We start from the raw sequence: 13,538 nt of genomic DNA on the forward strand, positions 1-13,538 counted from the left end.
GAGACATCCGCCACATGGCCGACGGCGGCTGCCGGACCTTCGAAAGTCCGGCAGCCGCCGTCGTTGTCACCAGTGTGTTCCTGCCCGCCCGGGCAGGGAACGGGGCCCTACTTAACGATGCCCTTGTCCTTCAGCCAGGCGGCAGCTGCGGTCTTGGCGTCCTGCTTCTGGCTGCCGCTGACAGCCCGGTTGAGGTTGATCAGGTCATCGGTGGTAAGGATGCTGGACACCGAATTCAGTGCCTGCTTGGCCTTATCCGTCATCTTGGCCTTGTTGTACAGCGGCAGGACCTGCTGGGCGATGAAGTTGTTCTTGGGATCATCCAGCACCACGAGGTCGTTGTCCGCGATGGACGGAGTGGTGGTGTAGATGTCGGCCACCTGCACCTGGTCCTCCAGGAGGGCCTTGAGCGTCACCGGGCCGCCGCCGTCGCTGAAGGGCTCCAGCTTCTTGGGTTCGCAGTTGTAGTTCTTCTTCAGCCCGGGCAGTCCGTAGGCGCGCTCGGCGAAGGTTGCCGGGGCGCCGACGACAATCTGGCTGCAGACCTTGGCCAGGTCCTCAATGGACTTCAGCTGGTACTTCTCGGCCGTTGCCTTGGTGACCACCATGGCGTCCTTGTCTTCGGCCTTGGAAACGTCCAGGACGCCGAGGCCATCCGGAAGCTTGCCCGGCAGCGCCTTGGCGATGTCGCCGGCGGAGACTTCGGTGGCCTGCTTGTTGACGTAGAGCAGCAGGTTGCCGCTGTAATCCGGCACCACATCCACCGAACCGTCCTGGACAGCCTTGAAGTAGACCTCCCGGGAGCCGATGTTCGGCTTGGTGGTGGCGGTGATTCCGTTGGCGTTCAAGGCGCCGGCGTACAGTTCAGCGATGATCTGGCTTTCCGGGAAGTCGGCGGAGCCCACCACCAGGGAGGTGGCTCCCCCGGAAGCGCCCGCACTGGACGCGGGCGCGTTTTTCAGGGGATCGGACGATCCACCGCAGGCGGACAGCGCCACGGCCAGGCCAAGCCCGGCGGCAAGGCCGGTGAACGCCCGCCTGCCGAGGCGCTGGGGACGGCTATTTTTCATGACTTACCTCCTTGTACAACAGTCTCCGCAACAACGGGGTCTGTGAGATCAACCGCAGCCTCCTGGCTGCGGAAGGACAGCTTCGAGGCCCCTGGTGTCAGGAACAGCCTCTGGAACAGGGACAGGACGAGGTCTACGGCGATGGCCAGCACGGCGATGAGGAGGGAACCTCCCAGCATTTGCGGGAAATCGCTGAGGACAAGTCCGTCAAACAGATACCGGCCCAGGCCGCCGAGGTTGATGTAGGCAACCACCGAGACGGTGGCTATCACCTGCAGCACGCCGGTCCGGAAGCCGCCGAACATGACGGTGAGGGCGTTGGGCAGTTCCGCCCGGAACAGGACCTGCAGTTCGGTCATGCCCATGGCCCTGGCAGCATCCACAACGTTGCGGTCCACGCTGGAGATGCCCGCGTAGGTTCCGGCCAGGAGTGGCGGGACCGTGAGGATCACCAAGGCCCAGATGGGTGGCATCAGCCCGATGCCGGCCAGCAGCACGAACAGGATCAGCAGGCCCAGGGTGGGCAGGGCACGCAGGGCGCCCGCGAGCGCGACCACGGCCACCCGGCCCCTCCCTGTGTGGCCGACGAACATCCCGACGGGTACTGCAATGGCGGTAGCGATCAGCATGACCAGGCCGGTGTATTGCAGGTGCTCCCCCAGCCTGGCGGGTATGCCCATGCTCCCGGACCAGTGCAGCGGGTCTGCGAGCCAGGCGAAGGTATCGGCGAACACGTTGCTCATGCTGCTTCACCAACTGTGGAAGCAGCGCCATCGGCTTCGGGTGCTCCGGCGGGGACGCCCTGTGTCCCGTGGCCTTGTGTCCCGTGGCCCTGCGGCTTCCCTGCCCGCTCCCACGGGGTGAGGATGCGTTCCAGCAGGACCAGAACCGCGTCCATCAGCAGCGCCAGGACCAGGATGGCGATGATGCCCACCACCACCTCGGTGACGAAGTCCCGCTGGAGACCGTCTGTGAAGAGCATGCCCAGGTTGCCGACACCCAGGAGGGCCGCAACGCTGACCAGCGAGATGTTGCTGACGGATACCACCCGGAGGCCGGCGAACATGACGGGGAGGGAGAGCGGGAGGTCCACCTGCAGGAACCGGGCCAGCGGTTTGAAGCCCATGGCCTGCGCAGCCTGGCTGATGTCCGCGTCCACGGAATCGAAGGCGTCCAGGGCCGCGCGCACCAGCAGCGCAACGGCATAGATGGTCAGGGCCACCACCACGTTGAGTGGGTCCAGGATCCGGGTCCCGAGGATGGTGGGAAGGATGATGAACAGCGCCAGCGACGGAATCGTGTACAGCAGGGAGGAGGCCGTCAGCACCACGGAGCGGAGGGCATTGTTCCGCCGGGCCAACTGCGCAAGCGGGATCGAAATGATCAGCCCCAGGACCATGGGAACGAGTGCCAGCACCAAGTGCTGTCCGCCGCGCTCCAGGATCATGCCGGTGTTGGCCAGGAACCAATCCATCAGAGGGCAGCCTGCCGCACCTGGCGTGCTTCTTCGATCAGTGCCAGGACCTCGCCGCCGCGGACCACGCCCAGCACTACGCCGTCGGCATCCACGGCAACGCCAAGTCCGGACGGCGAGGAGAGGGCAGAGTCCAGGGCGCGGCGGAGGCTGTCTCCGGGACGGAACAGGGAACCGCCGGGAACGAGTTCGGTTTCGGTCCCCGGCGCCGACCAGCCCAGCGGGCGCTTGTCCGCGTCCACCACCAGCTGCCAGCCGCCGGCAGCGCTGGAATCCGACTCATATCCTCCGGAAGCCCTGATGATCGTTGGCACCGGGTGGATGGCCACACCGTCGGACGGGGCAAAGCCGAGGTGGCGGAAGCCGCGGTCGCGCCCCACGAAGGACGCCACGAACTGGTTTGCCGGCGCCCGCAGGATTTCCTCCGGCGAGGCGTACTGGGCCAGCTTGCCGCCGGTGGCGAAGACGGCCACCTTGTCGCCGAGGATGGTGGCTTCGTCAATGTCGTGGGTCACGAAGACGATGGTTTTGGCCAGGTCCTTTTGCAGCCGGAGCAGTTCCTGCTGGAGTTCGTCGCGGACCACGGGGTCCACCGCGCTGAACGGCTCGTCCATGAGGAGCACGGGCGGATCTGCGGCGAGTGCGCGCGCCACGCCGACGCGCTGCTGCTGGCCGCCGGAAAGCTGTGACGGGTAGCGCCCGCCCAGGGACGCCGCCAGGCCCACCACGTCCAGGAGTTCCCTGGCGCGCTTGCGGGCTTCCGCTTTTGAGACCCCGTTCAGCCGCGGGACGGTGGCAATGTTATCCAGGACGGAGCGGTGCGGCAGCAGTCCGGCCGACTGCATCACGTAGCCCATGGACCGCCGAAGTTCCGCAGCCGGTTCGGAGGTGACATCGCGGCCGTCCACGGTGATGGTCCCGGACGTGGGCTCCACCATCCGGTTAATCATCCTGAGCGATGTTGTCTTCCCGCAGCCGGATGGGCCAACGAAAACGGTGACGGACCCTTTGGCAATGGACATGGACAACCCGTCCACCGCCGGCTGGCCACCCGGATACTGCTTGGTAACGCTCTGGAACTCGATCATCGCCTGGTCCATGGTGCGGACTTACCTGTTCTCTTGGACGGGCTGTTCCCAGCACCGCGACACTGCCATAAGCACGCTGATAGTTACGGTAACCCAAACGGGGTCAGGCTTCAGCAGCTGGGGCCCTAATCCGCGCAAAGGAATCCCTACTGTAACCATTCGGTACCCCGGCAGGGATGGATGGGTTTCCCGGGATCCGGCCGTCCGGCGGCTCCTGTCGGGGCGCCGTGGCCGGGCCTACAGTGGAGGCGTGACCAACTTGGAAGTTTCGCCCCAGCAGGAAGTTTGCCCGCCCGCCCCGGAAGGAGGGATGTCCGGCCCCTGCCTGCAGCTGTGGCCCGAACGCGAAGTACCCCTGGGCGGGGTCCGCGCCATGAACGTCAAGCGCACGCTGCCCCAGCGCGGTCTTCCCACGATCGGGGCCTGGTGCTTCCTGGACAGTTTCGGCCCGGACCGGACGGCGATGTCCGTCCTTCCCCACCCCCACATCGGGCTGCAGACGGTCACGTGGCCGCTGGCGGGGCATATCCGCCACCGGGACAGCGTGGGCAGCGACGTGGTGGTGCGCCCCGGGGAGCTGAACATCATGACAGCCGGCCACGGCGTCTCGCACTCCGAGTTCGCTGTGCTTCCTGCCGACGCCGGGGAGTTGCCGGTGCAACGGGGCCTGCAGCTGTGGGTGGCCCTTCCTGACCTTTACCGGCACCGGGAACCGGCATTTGAACAGCACCGCGAGCTGCCACGCGCCGCCGGACCGGGCTATACGGCAACGGTCATGGTGGGCGAGTTTGCCGGAGTGGCCTCCCCCGCAACAGTGTTTTCGCCGATCGTCGGCGCGGACATTTCGTGCGAAGGGGAGACGGAGCTGCCGTTGAACCCCGGCTTTGAGCACGGCATCCTGGTGCTCGACGGCGGCCTGGCGGTGGATGGGCAGGACCTGCCGGCGGGGCCGCTGGGCTACCTCGGCACCGGCCGCAGCGAATTGAAGGTGGCGGCACTGCCCGGTACGAGGTTCCTGCTGATTGGCGGTGAGCCGTTCGCCGAGGAACTGCTGATGTGGTGGAACTTTGTGGGCCGCACGCATGATGAAGTGGAAAAGGCGAGGGACGACTGGGAGGCGCAGGCCGGCCTGCCGGACGCTGAAACAGCAGCGGCCCGCTACGGCCTGGTCCCGGGACACGGACCGGATGCCCGGGCGGAAGCCGGACGCATCCCGGCTCCCCCGCTCCCTGGCGTCCGGCTGACGCCGAGGAAGCGTTCGGTGGGCTAAGCGGGTTCTGCCACCAACTGCAGCACTCCGAATACCGGTTCCTGATCCAGCACCCTGACGTCCGTGACCCCGGTTTCGGCGAGGTGCCGGCGGAAGGACTCCTGCAGGGGTGCCACATTCATGCCCAGCCCGCCGCCCAGGATCACCGGACCTTTGATCTTCAAGAGGCCCAGCACCTGGCCGGCCAAGGCAGCGAGGTCCTGCCCGGCCTGGTCCAACAACGTTGCGCTGTCCCGGTGCCCGGCAGCCGCGGCTTCCACGACGTGCCTGGCCTGCTGCGCCCAGAAGCGCCTCCCGGTGTCCGGTGAGTGGAACAAGGCGATGAGCTTGTTGGGATGGTCCAGCCCGCAGGACACCAGGAGTGCCTCCGTGAGCTGGTCGACGGGCAGCCCCTGGTTCATCCTGCGCAGGCTGTGCCGCACCGCTTCCCTGCCCAGCCAGTAGCCGCTGCCTTCATCCCCCAGCAGGTAGCCCCAGCCGCCGGCCCTGGCCTCACCGCCGTCGGCATTGCGTCCCCAGGCGGCCGAGCCGGTGCCCGCAATGACCGCCACGCCCGTGGTGGCGCGTCCCGCGGCCAGCAGGAGGCGGGAGTCATGGACAACGGTGACACGTGCTTCGGGGGCAAGGGGCTGGATCAGCGCGGCGAGGGCGGCGGCGTCCTCGTCGGTATCGATTCCGCCGGATCCCGCGTACACCCGGTCCACGGGTCCTCCGCCGATCCTGGCGAAAAGGTCCGCGAGGTTGCGTGCGGCCTGCTCCCGGCTGACATTCTGGACGTTCGAGCTTCCGGCCGATTCGTCGGCCACGGGGACACCGTCCTCGAAACGGATACCGTGCGTTTTGGTGCCGCCGATGTCCAGCCCGATCGTGATGCCGTGCAATGGACTGGCCGGGGAACCTGCCGCTTGGTCAAACGGAGCGGCAGGGGGCTTCTGGGTGTTTGTCACGTCACAAGGGTACTTGCCTCGTGCTGTTTGGTGCCCTGGCCCTGGGCCCCGGAAGCCAGCCCGCCGCCGTCGGGCGCTTTCTCCGCTCAGCGTCCTGCCCTGGTGACCAGCCCGGCCAGCAATCCGGCGCCCTGCCCCACCACCATCTCCCGGAAAAGCCGGGCAGGGACCGGTTCGCTCTCCGGTTTCCGGCGGCGCCAGCTCACGCCGACTTCCCGGAAGGCGAGCGGCGAGTCCAGCGGAAGTTCCACCCACCCCAGGTCCCCCGTTTCAGGACGCGGATTCCGGCCGGGGGGATCGCCGCCGGGCGGGAGGATACTGACGCCAAGGCCCGCGGAAACCAGCCCCCGGACGGTATGGGAATCCTGGCTTTCGAAGGCGATCCGCGGGCGGAAGCCGGCCTCGCGGAAAAGTGCATCCGTGAGGGAACGCAGCCCGTAGCCGGGCCCGAGCACCACGACGGGTTCCGTTCGGATGTCGGCCAGCCGGGCCATCCGCTGCCGGGCGAGCGGATGGGCGTGATGCACCACCAGGCGCAGCGGCTCGCGGTACAGGGGTGCGGAGTCCAGGTTCTTGCCCGGGGGCGCAACGGGTGCCGTGAGGGCGAGGTCCGCCTCCCCCGCTGACAACTCATCCAGGCAGGTGTCGCGGGCCCCCTGGCTGAGGCGGAATCCAGTCCCGGGATGCCGTGCCCGGAAGGCACTGATCAGCAGCGGCAGGGTGGCCTCGCCAAAGGTGTGCTGGAAAGACACCGATATTGTGCCCCTGACCACCTCGGATTCATTGCGCACCAGGTCCAGTCCGGCCTGGAACTCTGCGAGCGCCTGCTCGATGTAGGGCAGCAGTGTGCGGGCGGCAGGAGTCAGACGGACACCGCGTCCGTCCCTGACCAGGAGGTCGGTGCCGACGGCGGCGCTGGCCCTCGCCAGCGCCCGGCTCACCGTTGACTGGGGTACTCCGAGCAGTTCCGCCGTTTCCGTCACGTGCTCGGTCCGGCCCAGCTCTGCAAGCACCGGCAGCAGCGGGAGCAACTGCGCCAGTTGTTTCCGGTCCGGCTCCATCGGCAGTTCCTTCCAGGCAAAAACAATCAATATTTGCTATCACTTTGGCATAAAGCATGCATTGGAGGCATTCATCTACCGGGACTACGCTGGCTGGATGCCTCAGAACGCAAGCGCCGGAACTGATGCGTCGCCTCTCTGGACCGGCCACGCCAAGGGATCCAGGGCGTACGGGCGGATCCTTGCCGGCCTGTCCTGCGCGGGCGTGGCCACCTTTGCCCAGCTCTATTCCACCCAGGCGGTCCTCCCCCTCCTGGCCGCGGACCTGCGCATCACGGCGGCCGAGGCCGCCCTCACCATTTCGCTCGCGACCGTCGGCCTGGCTGCCACGGTGATCCCGTGGTCCTTCCTGGCGGACAGGATCGGCCGGGTCAAGGCGATGATGTGGGGTATCACCGCGGCCACCGTCCTGGGCCTGCTGGTGCCGATGGCCAGCAGCTTCACCATGCTGCTGGCGCTGCGGCTCCTCGAGGGAATGGCCCTGGGCGGCATTCCCGCCATCGCCATTGCCTACCTCAACGAGGAAGTCAGCAAAGCCCACGCAGCCGTTGCCGCGGGAAGCTATGTCGCCGGCACCACACTGGGAGGACTGTCCGGGCGGCTGGTCGCGGGGCCGGTCGGGGAGATCTGGGGGTGGCGGTCGGCAGCCCTGGCCGTGTCCCTCCTGGCGACGGTTGCCGCCGTCGCCTTCCTTGTCCTGGTACCGCGGGCCCGGGGGTTCCTCCCGGCCCAGGCCTCCGGCTTCCGCAGTGCGGTCCGGACTCTCGGCGGACACTTGCGGAACGTCAGGCTGCTGGCCCTGTACGCGCAGGCCTTCCTGATGATGGGCGGATTCGTGGCCGTCTACAACTACCTGGGCTTCCGGTTGTCCGGTGCACCGTTTGGGCTTCCGGCCACGGTCATCAGCCTGATCTTCCTGGCCTACCTGTCCGGCACCTTCTCCTCCCGCTGGGCCGCGGGCATGACCACCAGGTACGGCCGCCGGAACGTGCTGCTGGCAGGACTGGCGCTTGCCCTGGCAGGACTTGCCCTGACCCTCACCCAGTCCCTGGTCCTGATCCTGGCCGGGCTTGTGGTGTTTACCGGCGGCTTCTTTGCCGCCCACAGCATCGGCTCCGGCTGGACGGGCGCCATCGCCAGGACCGGACGGGCGCAGGCGGCGTCACTGTACAACCTTGCCTACTACCTCGGCTCCAGCCTGCTGGGCTGGGCCGGCGGCCTGGTCTTCCAGGCCTGGGGGTGGAACGCCCTTGCGGGAGCGGTCATGGTCCTGGCGTGCCTGACTGCGGCAACTGTCGCCGTCGTCCATCCCGGGACAGAGCACACCCTGACGCCGTAACCTGCCGGCGAATTAACCGGTTACGAGCAGCCCCCGGGGTGTCAGGATGTTCGGCAGGACGCGCTCCTGCTGCGCAGCTCGCGGCGATTCTGCGGTCTAGGATGAACTAGGACCGCTTGGAAGGAACCGCAGTGAGTACGAATGCAAGGAACACCAGGCCCGGGGCGCACCTGGAGCCGCTGGACGCCATCGACGAGCGTCTCCTCGCGGCCCTGGTGGCGGATGCCAGGATTTCGAACAAACAGCTCGCCGAGATGGTGGGGATCGCCCCCTCCACAGCCCTGATGCGCACCCGTGCCCTTTCGGAGCGTGGCATCGTCCAGGGTTACGAGGCGAAGCTGAGCCTGTCAGCCATCGGGAGGTCCGTGCAGGCACTGGTGGCTGTTCGGCTCCGCGCCCACGACCGCGACCAGATCGACCGCTTCACCGCCCGGGTGCCGCACCTGCCCGCAGTCCTTTCCACATTCCACACCTCAGGTTCGGTCGACTACCTGCTGCACATCGCCGTCGGGAGCACCGAAGACCTGCGGGACTGGGTCCTGGACAACCTGGCCACCGACCCCGTGGTGGGCCACACCGAAACCACTCTCGTCTTCGAACACATCCAGGGCAACCACGGACCGCTTCCGGACTAGCACCCGGGGCGGCCGGGGCCGTTCAGGAAACCTTCCGCCGTGCCGATTGCACCAGCGTCACGGCGGCAAGTCCCAAGGCCGCCCCGCCGCAGAGCAGGACGAAGCCCTGCACGGCCGCTGCCATCCCAAACGCCGCGCTGGCCCAGCCCAGCCCCAGGACGGGGACTGCGCTTCCCAGGTAGGTGATCACATAGACGGTGCTGATGATCTGCGCATGGCGGGCCGGTTCCACGCGGGCCGCCACATCGTTGAAGACGGTCCGGAACGCCAGCCCCTGCCCCACCCCGGCGGCGACGGCGGCGCTGACCAGCATCATGGGACTGTGCCAGGCCCCTGCGGCACCCAACAGCATGACAGAGACGCCCAGGACCGCCAGGCCAGCCGGTACCGTCCGCCGGCCGTGCACGGTCACCAACTGGCTAAGGGCCGACGCACCGAGCGGCAGGCCCGCGAGGACGCCGATCAGTGGCCGGGAGTCGGTGCCCAGGACCTGTGCGAAATAACCCGGGGCCAGTGAGAGTGAGAAGCCGAACACGGCGAAGCTGAGGAAGCCGACGCCGGATGCCAGCCAAAAGGGGCCCCTCGCCTGCCGCGACACGGAGGGCCGGCGGGGCGCCAGGGCATGCAGCGGCCGGGACACCGCGGGAACCATGATGGCCGGGCGGGCACGGATCAGGTACAGCGGCACCAGCAGCCCGGCCATCAGCAGGGAATGGACGGCATAAGGTGCCGTGGTGGGGCCGGGAAGCAGCGACAGCAGGCCGCCGATCACGGGTCCCGCCGCCACTCCCCCGGACGAGGCCAGCAGCGTAAAGCGCGAAGCCCACTCCGGCCGGGACGGAAGCAACTCCCGCAGGGCGGCCGCGCTGGCTCCCGTGGCAAGCGCAACTGCCGCGCCCTGAAGTGCCCGGCCGGCGCACAGTGCGGCCAACGAGTGGGCTTCGGCAAAGATCCAGCCGCCCGCCAGTCCCGTCAGCACGGCGACCAGGAGGGCCGCCCGGCGGCCGATGTGGTCCGACCAGTGCCCCGCCAGGAGCAGTGTTCCCACCAGCGCCAGGACATAGCTGGCGAACGCTGCGGTCACCTCCAGGCTGGACAGTCCCAGGTTGGCCTGCAGCAGCGGGTACAGCGGGGTGGCAAGGTTGGCGCCCACCAGGAGCATGAAGATCACCGCCCCGGAGATCACCAGCCGCGCAGTGGTGGAGGCATTCCATCCGCGGGGCATGGCTGTCGCCGGACGCATGCGCAATTCGCTGAAGACCGTCATTTGTGCCGCCTTAGGGGTCCGCCGCGGCGGGTGGTCCTTTTGGGAGCCCGGCGCGGATACAACTGTGTTGGTTCAAGAGTGCGGCAGTGCTGAGTAATTCATCCAATAACAGGTGGATAATTGAGCAAAATAATCAACATGGGCATCCTTGGGTGATGGAGAGTGACGTTCTTGAACAAATTAGACCCCACCGATTTGAGGATTCTGCTGGCGCTCATCAGGGATCCCCGGATCCAGATCGGAGAGCTCAGCGATTCCCTGGGCATCGCCCGCAACACGGCGCAGTCGCGTGTGCGGCGCCTCCTCCGCGCCGGCGTACTGCGGCCGGGCGGCCGCGAGGTTGACCTTGAGGCAGTGGGTTACGACGTCGTGGCGTTCGTGACCATCGAAGTTTCCCACCGCGAGCTCGACGGCGTCGTGGGGGCGCTGCGCCTCATTCCGCAGGTTCTGGAAGTCCACGAAATTTCCGGCCGCGGGGACGTCTGGTGCCGGGTGGTAGCCACCGATACCCACAACCTGCAGTCCTCCCTGCGGCAGGTCCTGAGGATCAAGGGGGTCATCCGGACAGAAACCGTCCTGGCCCTGCACACCCACATCCCGTACCGGACCGAACCCCTCATCAGCGGTCTTAGCAGTGCCGCCGCCCCGGCTAGGATTTCCTGAATGACCATCATCGATAACGCCGTCTACGTCAACGGCGTCCGCCACGCGGAGCCCGAAAGCCTTGAACAGACCTTCGAGACCCTCGCCAGGCACGGAGGTATGGCCTGGATCGGGCTGTACCGGCCCACCGCGGAAGAGATGACCGCCGTCGCCAACGAATTCGGGCTTCACGCCCTGGCAGTGGAGGACGCCGTGTCGGCCCACCAGCGCCCCAAGCTTGAACGGTACGACGACAACCTCTTCACCGTCCTGCGGCCCGCAAGGTACCTGGACGTGGATGAGACGGTGGAGTTCGGCGAGCTGCACGTCTTCACCGGGAAGAACTTCGTCGTGACCGTCCGGCACGCGGAAACGGCAGGCGTGGCCCGGGTGCGGCAGCGGCTTGAGGCACGGCCGGACCTGCTCCAGCACGGGCCGGAAGCGGTTCTGTACGCCCTGCTGGACCGTGTGGTGGACGACTACGCTCCGGTGGTGGCCGGACTGGAAAACGATATTGACGAGATCGAGGACCAACTGTTCAGCGGCGATTCCTCGGTGTCGCGCCGGATTTACGAACTGGCGCGGGAAGTAATCCAGTTCCAGCGTGCCATCCATCCCCTGCCGGAGATGCTGGACCAACTGAAGAAAGGCTTCGAGAAGTACGGGGTGGAAACCGAACTGCGGCACAACCTGCGCGACGTTGAGGACCACGTGGAGCGGGTAATCTCCCGGGCCGACTCGTTCCGGGACTTGCTGCAGAACGCCCTGACCCTGGACGGAACCCTGACCGCCAACCGGCAGAACGAGGCCAGCGCCGAGCAGAACGAACAGGTCAAGAAGATCTCATCCTGGGCAGCAATCCTGTTTGCGCCGTCCTTCGTCGCCGGCATCTACGGGATGAACTTCGACAACATGCCCGAACTCCACTGGGCCGCGGGCTATCCCTACGCGTTGATCCTCATGGTTGCGGCCGGGGCCCTCATGTACGGAATCTTCAAGAAGAAGGGCTGGATCTAGGGCCGGATGTCCCGGTGCCGGAACCTCCAGCCCGGGGTCTAACCGGCGCCGCTCAGGCGGCCACTCCGGCGCCCCGGACGCTCTTTGCCCGGGCCGGCCGGCCCGCGGCCAGGGCAACCCGGGCGTTGCCCGCGGCGTGGACGATGGCAGCAACAACCAGGAACGCAACCAGCACCTGTGCGGTGGAAACAAACACCGTCGCCCACCCGCCGTCGAGCGTTGGATCCAGGAAATCGTAGACGTACCACCCGTCGAGACCCCCGCGGATCCAGGAGAACGCCAGGAAGGCCACGGGGTAGCCCAGCCATGCCAAGGGCCGCCACCACGTCCCGCGCACGGTCCTGGTGACCAGGAGCCAATCGAGCGCGGTCACCAGCGGAGCAAGGCGGTGGTGGACCATTTGGGGCCAGTACAGGTCCCAGCTCCACCAAGGCTCACCCGGCGGAGCCACCAGCACAACGTAGATAATCCCCGTCATCACCAGGTACAGGACCAGAGCGCCGAAAAGGTGGTCCCACCACAGTGGCAGCCGGCTCCGTGGCCGGACACCCGAAAGGATCAAAACGAGCCCTAAGGCAAGGTTCCCCTGCACGGTGAACTCCGAGAACAGCTGGGCAACATCCACATCGTTACCGGGAAGGGTGGCGTCAAAGGTCTTCTGGACCAGCGCTGCGAGCACGAAAATCCCGACGGCGATGCGGACGGCCCGGATCCAGGGGCGGTCAGGGTGCAGGGCACGGTTGGCGGCAATGTTCCTGCGTACGGGCGGAAGAAACTCCCCGGGACCGGATGCGGATTCTCTGCGGCTCATGGGGAAAGCATGGTGCGGCCTGCCGCCGGCGGGCTAGGGTCTTTTGGCCGCCCGGGCCACCCGCGTGCCGGACTGAAAGTTCCCGGTCCGGCAGGCGGATGTTGCTCAGGCGTTCGTTTTGCGCTTCAGCCAGCCCCAGACGCCGGTGGCGACGAACAGGACCAGCCCGATGATGGCGAGCCAGATGAGGCCTTTGACGACGAAGCCGACGATGGACAGGATGAGCCAGATGACCAGAAGGCCGATGATGATTCCCATGGACCCACTCTAGGCCGCCAAATTTCCCCTGCCCCTCATCAGGCGCCGCGTTTTGCGCAGGAGGTTGTCCGATCTCACGGGCCGTTCGCCTCTCGACAAGGTCCCGCCGCGGGCTTAACGTGGCCTCGCCAAATTCCCACAACGATAACAGAGGTGTGTGAAATGGGAACACAGGAGGACGTCGCACTGGTGCGGCGCGGCTATGAAGCATTCATCGCGGGCGATATGGACACGCTCAGGGGGCTGTTCACCGATGACGCCGTCTGGCATACCAGCGGAACCGGCGGCCTTTCGGGAGACAAGAAGGGCGTCGGGGAGATCCTGGCCTACTTCGGTGAGCTGTTCTCCCGGTCCCAGGGGTCGCTCAAGCTCACCCTGGATGATGTTGCCGCTGGCGACAGATACACGGTCGGAGTGCAGTCCAACCACGCCGAGCGCGATGGCAGGTCGCTGGACCAGCGGTCGGTCATCGTCTTCACCATCTCCGGCGGCAAGGTGGCTGAAGCCCTGGAAATCGCAGAGGACACTGCCCAGGCATCCCAATTCTGGTCCTGAGACTTCGCCGGGCTGGGACACCGCCACGGTCCATCACCGCTGACAAACAGTGGAGCTAAGGAGATTCGAACTCCTGACCTCTTCGATGCGAACTCCGGATAACG

At 66.8% G+C, this 13,538-nt stretch carries 15 protein-coding genes; 6 read left to right on the forward strand and 9 right to left on the reverse strand.

The window, feature by feature from the left end; translation table 11 throughout:
• Positions 1-107: 107 nt before the first annotated feature.
• From NIBR502770_RS11410 to NIBR502770_RS11425, 4 genes are read right to left on the reverse strand one after another with little or no spacing between them, the layout of a single operon-like run.
• The gene (locus NIBR502770_RS11410; protein ID WP_141181993.1) at positions 108-1,070 is read right to left on the reverse strand and encodes an ABC transporter substrate-binding protein; all 963 of its coding nucleotides are present in this window, start codon (positions 1,068-1,070) and stop codon (positions 108-110) included.
• Positions 1,067-1,813, reverse strand: a complete 747-nt coding sequence (locus tag NIBR502770_RS11415) for an ABC transporter permease (RefSeq protein ID WP_141181994.1) — start codon at positions 1,811-1,813, stop codon at positions 1,067-1,069. Before NIBR502770_RS11415 ends, NIBR502770_RS11410 begins: the two co-directional genes overlap by 4 nt.
• The gene (locus tag NIBR502770_RS11420; protein ID WP_141159861.1) at positions 1,810-2,544 is read right to left on the reverse strand and encodes an ABC transporter permease; all 735 of its coding nucleotides are present in this window, start codon (positions 2,542-2,544) and stop codon (positions 1,810-1,812) included. The genes NIBR502770_RS11415 and NIBR502770_RS11420 overlap by 4 nt, the downstream gene beginning before the upstream one ends.
• Positions 2,544-3,644 carry an ABC transporter ATP-binding protein gene (locus NIBR502770_RS11425; protein ID WP_141181995.1) on the reverse strand — a complete coding sequence of 367 codons (1,101 nt, stop codon included), beginning with the start codon at positions 3,642-3,644 and terminating at the stop codon, positions 2,544-2,546. Before NIBR502770_RS11425 ends, NIBR502770_RS11420 begins: the two co-directional genes overlap by 1 nt.
• 238 nt (positions 3,645-3,882) lie before the next feature.
• Between NIBR502770_RS11425 and NIBR502770_RS11430 the strand changes: the two genes are divergently transcribed.
• Complete coding sequence (locus NIBR502770_RS11430) at positions 3,883-4,902, forward strand: pirin family protein (RefSeq protein ID WP_141181996.1); 1,020 nt, start codon at positions 3,883-3,885, stop codon at positions 4,900-4,902.
• Here NIBR502770_RS11430 and NIBR502770_RS11435 read toward each other — a convergent pair.
• Together NIBR502770_RS11435 and NIBR502770_RS11440 are read right to left on the reverse strand one after the other, a co-directional pair.
• On the reverse strand, positions 4,899-5,849 hold the full coding sequence (locus NIBR502770_RS11435) for an N-acetylglucosamine kinase (RefSeq protein WP_141181997.1): 951 nt from the start codon (positions 5,847-5,849) through the stop codon (positions 4,899-4,901). The genes NIBR502770_RS11430 and NIBR502770_RS11435 overlap by 4 nt on opposite strands.
• Before the next feature lie 86 nt (positions 5,850-5,935).
• The gene (locus NIBR502770_RS11440) at positions 5,936-6,910 is read right to left on the reverse strand and encodes a LysR family transcriptional regulator (RefSeq protein ID WP_141181998.1); all 975 of its coding nucleotides are present in this window, start codon (positions 6,908-6,910) and stop codon (positions 5,936-5,938) included.
• A gap of 97 nt (positions 6,911-7,007) precedes the next feature.
• Between NIBR502770_RS11440 and NIBR502770_RS11445 the strand changes: the two genes are divergently transcribed.
• A complete protein-coding gene (locus NIBR502770_RS11445) occupies positions 7,008-8,249 on the forward strand; it encodes an MFS transporter (protein ID WP_141181999.1) in 1,242 nt (413 codons plus the stop codon).
• Positions 8,250-8,380: 131 nt separating this feature from the next.
• On the forward strand, positions 8,381-8,884 hold the full coding sequence (locus NIBR502770_RS11450; RefSeq protein WP_026265760.1) for an Lrp/AsnC family transcriptional regulator: 504 nt from the start codon (positions 8,381-8,383) through the stop codon (positions 8,882-8,884).
• Between the two features lie 22 nt (positions 8,885-8,906).
• Here NIBR502770_RS11450 and NIBR502770_RS11455 read toward each other — a convergent pair whose 3' ends face one another.
• Positions 8,907-10,151, reverse strand: a complete 1,245-nt coding sequence (locus NIBR502770_RS11455; RefSeq protein ID WP_141182000.1) for an MFS transporter — start codon at positions 10,149-10,151, stop codon at positions 8,907-8,909.
• A gap of 171 nt (positions 10,152-10,322) precedes the next feature.
• Between NIBR502770_RS11455 and NIBR502770_RS11460 the strand changes: the two genes are divergently transcribed.
• Both NIBR502770_RS11460 and corA read left to right on the forward strand, forming a co-directional pair.
• A complete protein-coding gene (locus NIBR502770_RS11460) occupies positions 10,323-10,814 on the forward strand; it encodes an Lrp/AsnC family transcriptional regulator (RefSeq protein ID WP_210411212.1) in 492 nt (163 codons plus the stop codon).
• Positions 10,815-11,810, forward strand: a complete 996-nt coding sequence (gene corA, locus NIBR502770_RS11465) for a magnesium/cobalt transporter CorA (protein WP_141159853.1) — start codon at positions 10,815-10,817, stop codon at positions 11,808-11,810.
• A 52-nt stretch (positions 11,811-11,862) separates the two neighbouring features.
• Here corA and NIBR502770_RS11470 read toward each other — a convergent pair whose 3' ends face one another.
• Positions 11,863-12,621, reverse strand: a complete 759-nt coding sequence (locus NIBR502770_RS11470) for a Pr6Pr family membrane protein (RefSeq protein ID WP_141182001.1) — start codon at positions 12,619-12,621, stop codon at positions 11,863-11,865.
• 105 nt (positions 12,622-12,726) lie between these two features.
• Positions 12,727-12,879, reverse strand: coding sequence for an LPXTG cell wall anchor domain-containing protein (locus NIBR502770_RS11475; protein WP_141159851.1), 153 nt, complete (start codon positions 12,877-12,879; stop codon positions 12,727-12,729).
• A gap of 162 nt (positions 12,880-13,041) precedes the next feature.
• Here NIBR502770_RS11475 and NIBR502770_RS11480 point away from each other — a divergent pair, with 162 nt between their 5' ends.
• Positions 13,042-13,434: a nuclear transport factor 2 family protein gene (locus tag NIBR502770_RS11480; protein ID WP_168223155.1), complete on the forward strand. Its 393-nt coding sequence runs from the start codon at positions 13,042-13,044 to the stop codon at positions 13,432-13,434.
• The last annotated feature ends 104 nt before the right edge of the window (positions 13,435-13,538 follow it).

Source organism: Pseudarthrobacter sp. NIBRBAC000502770 (genome assembly GCF_006517815.1).
Classification (GTDB): domain Bacteria; phylum Actinomycetota; class Actinomycetes; order Actinomycetales; family Micrococcaceae; genus Arthrobacter; species Arthrobacter niigatensis.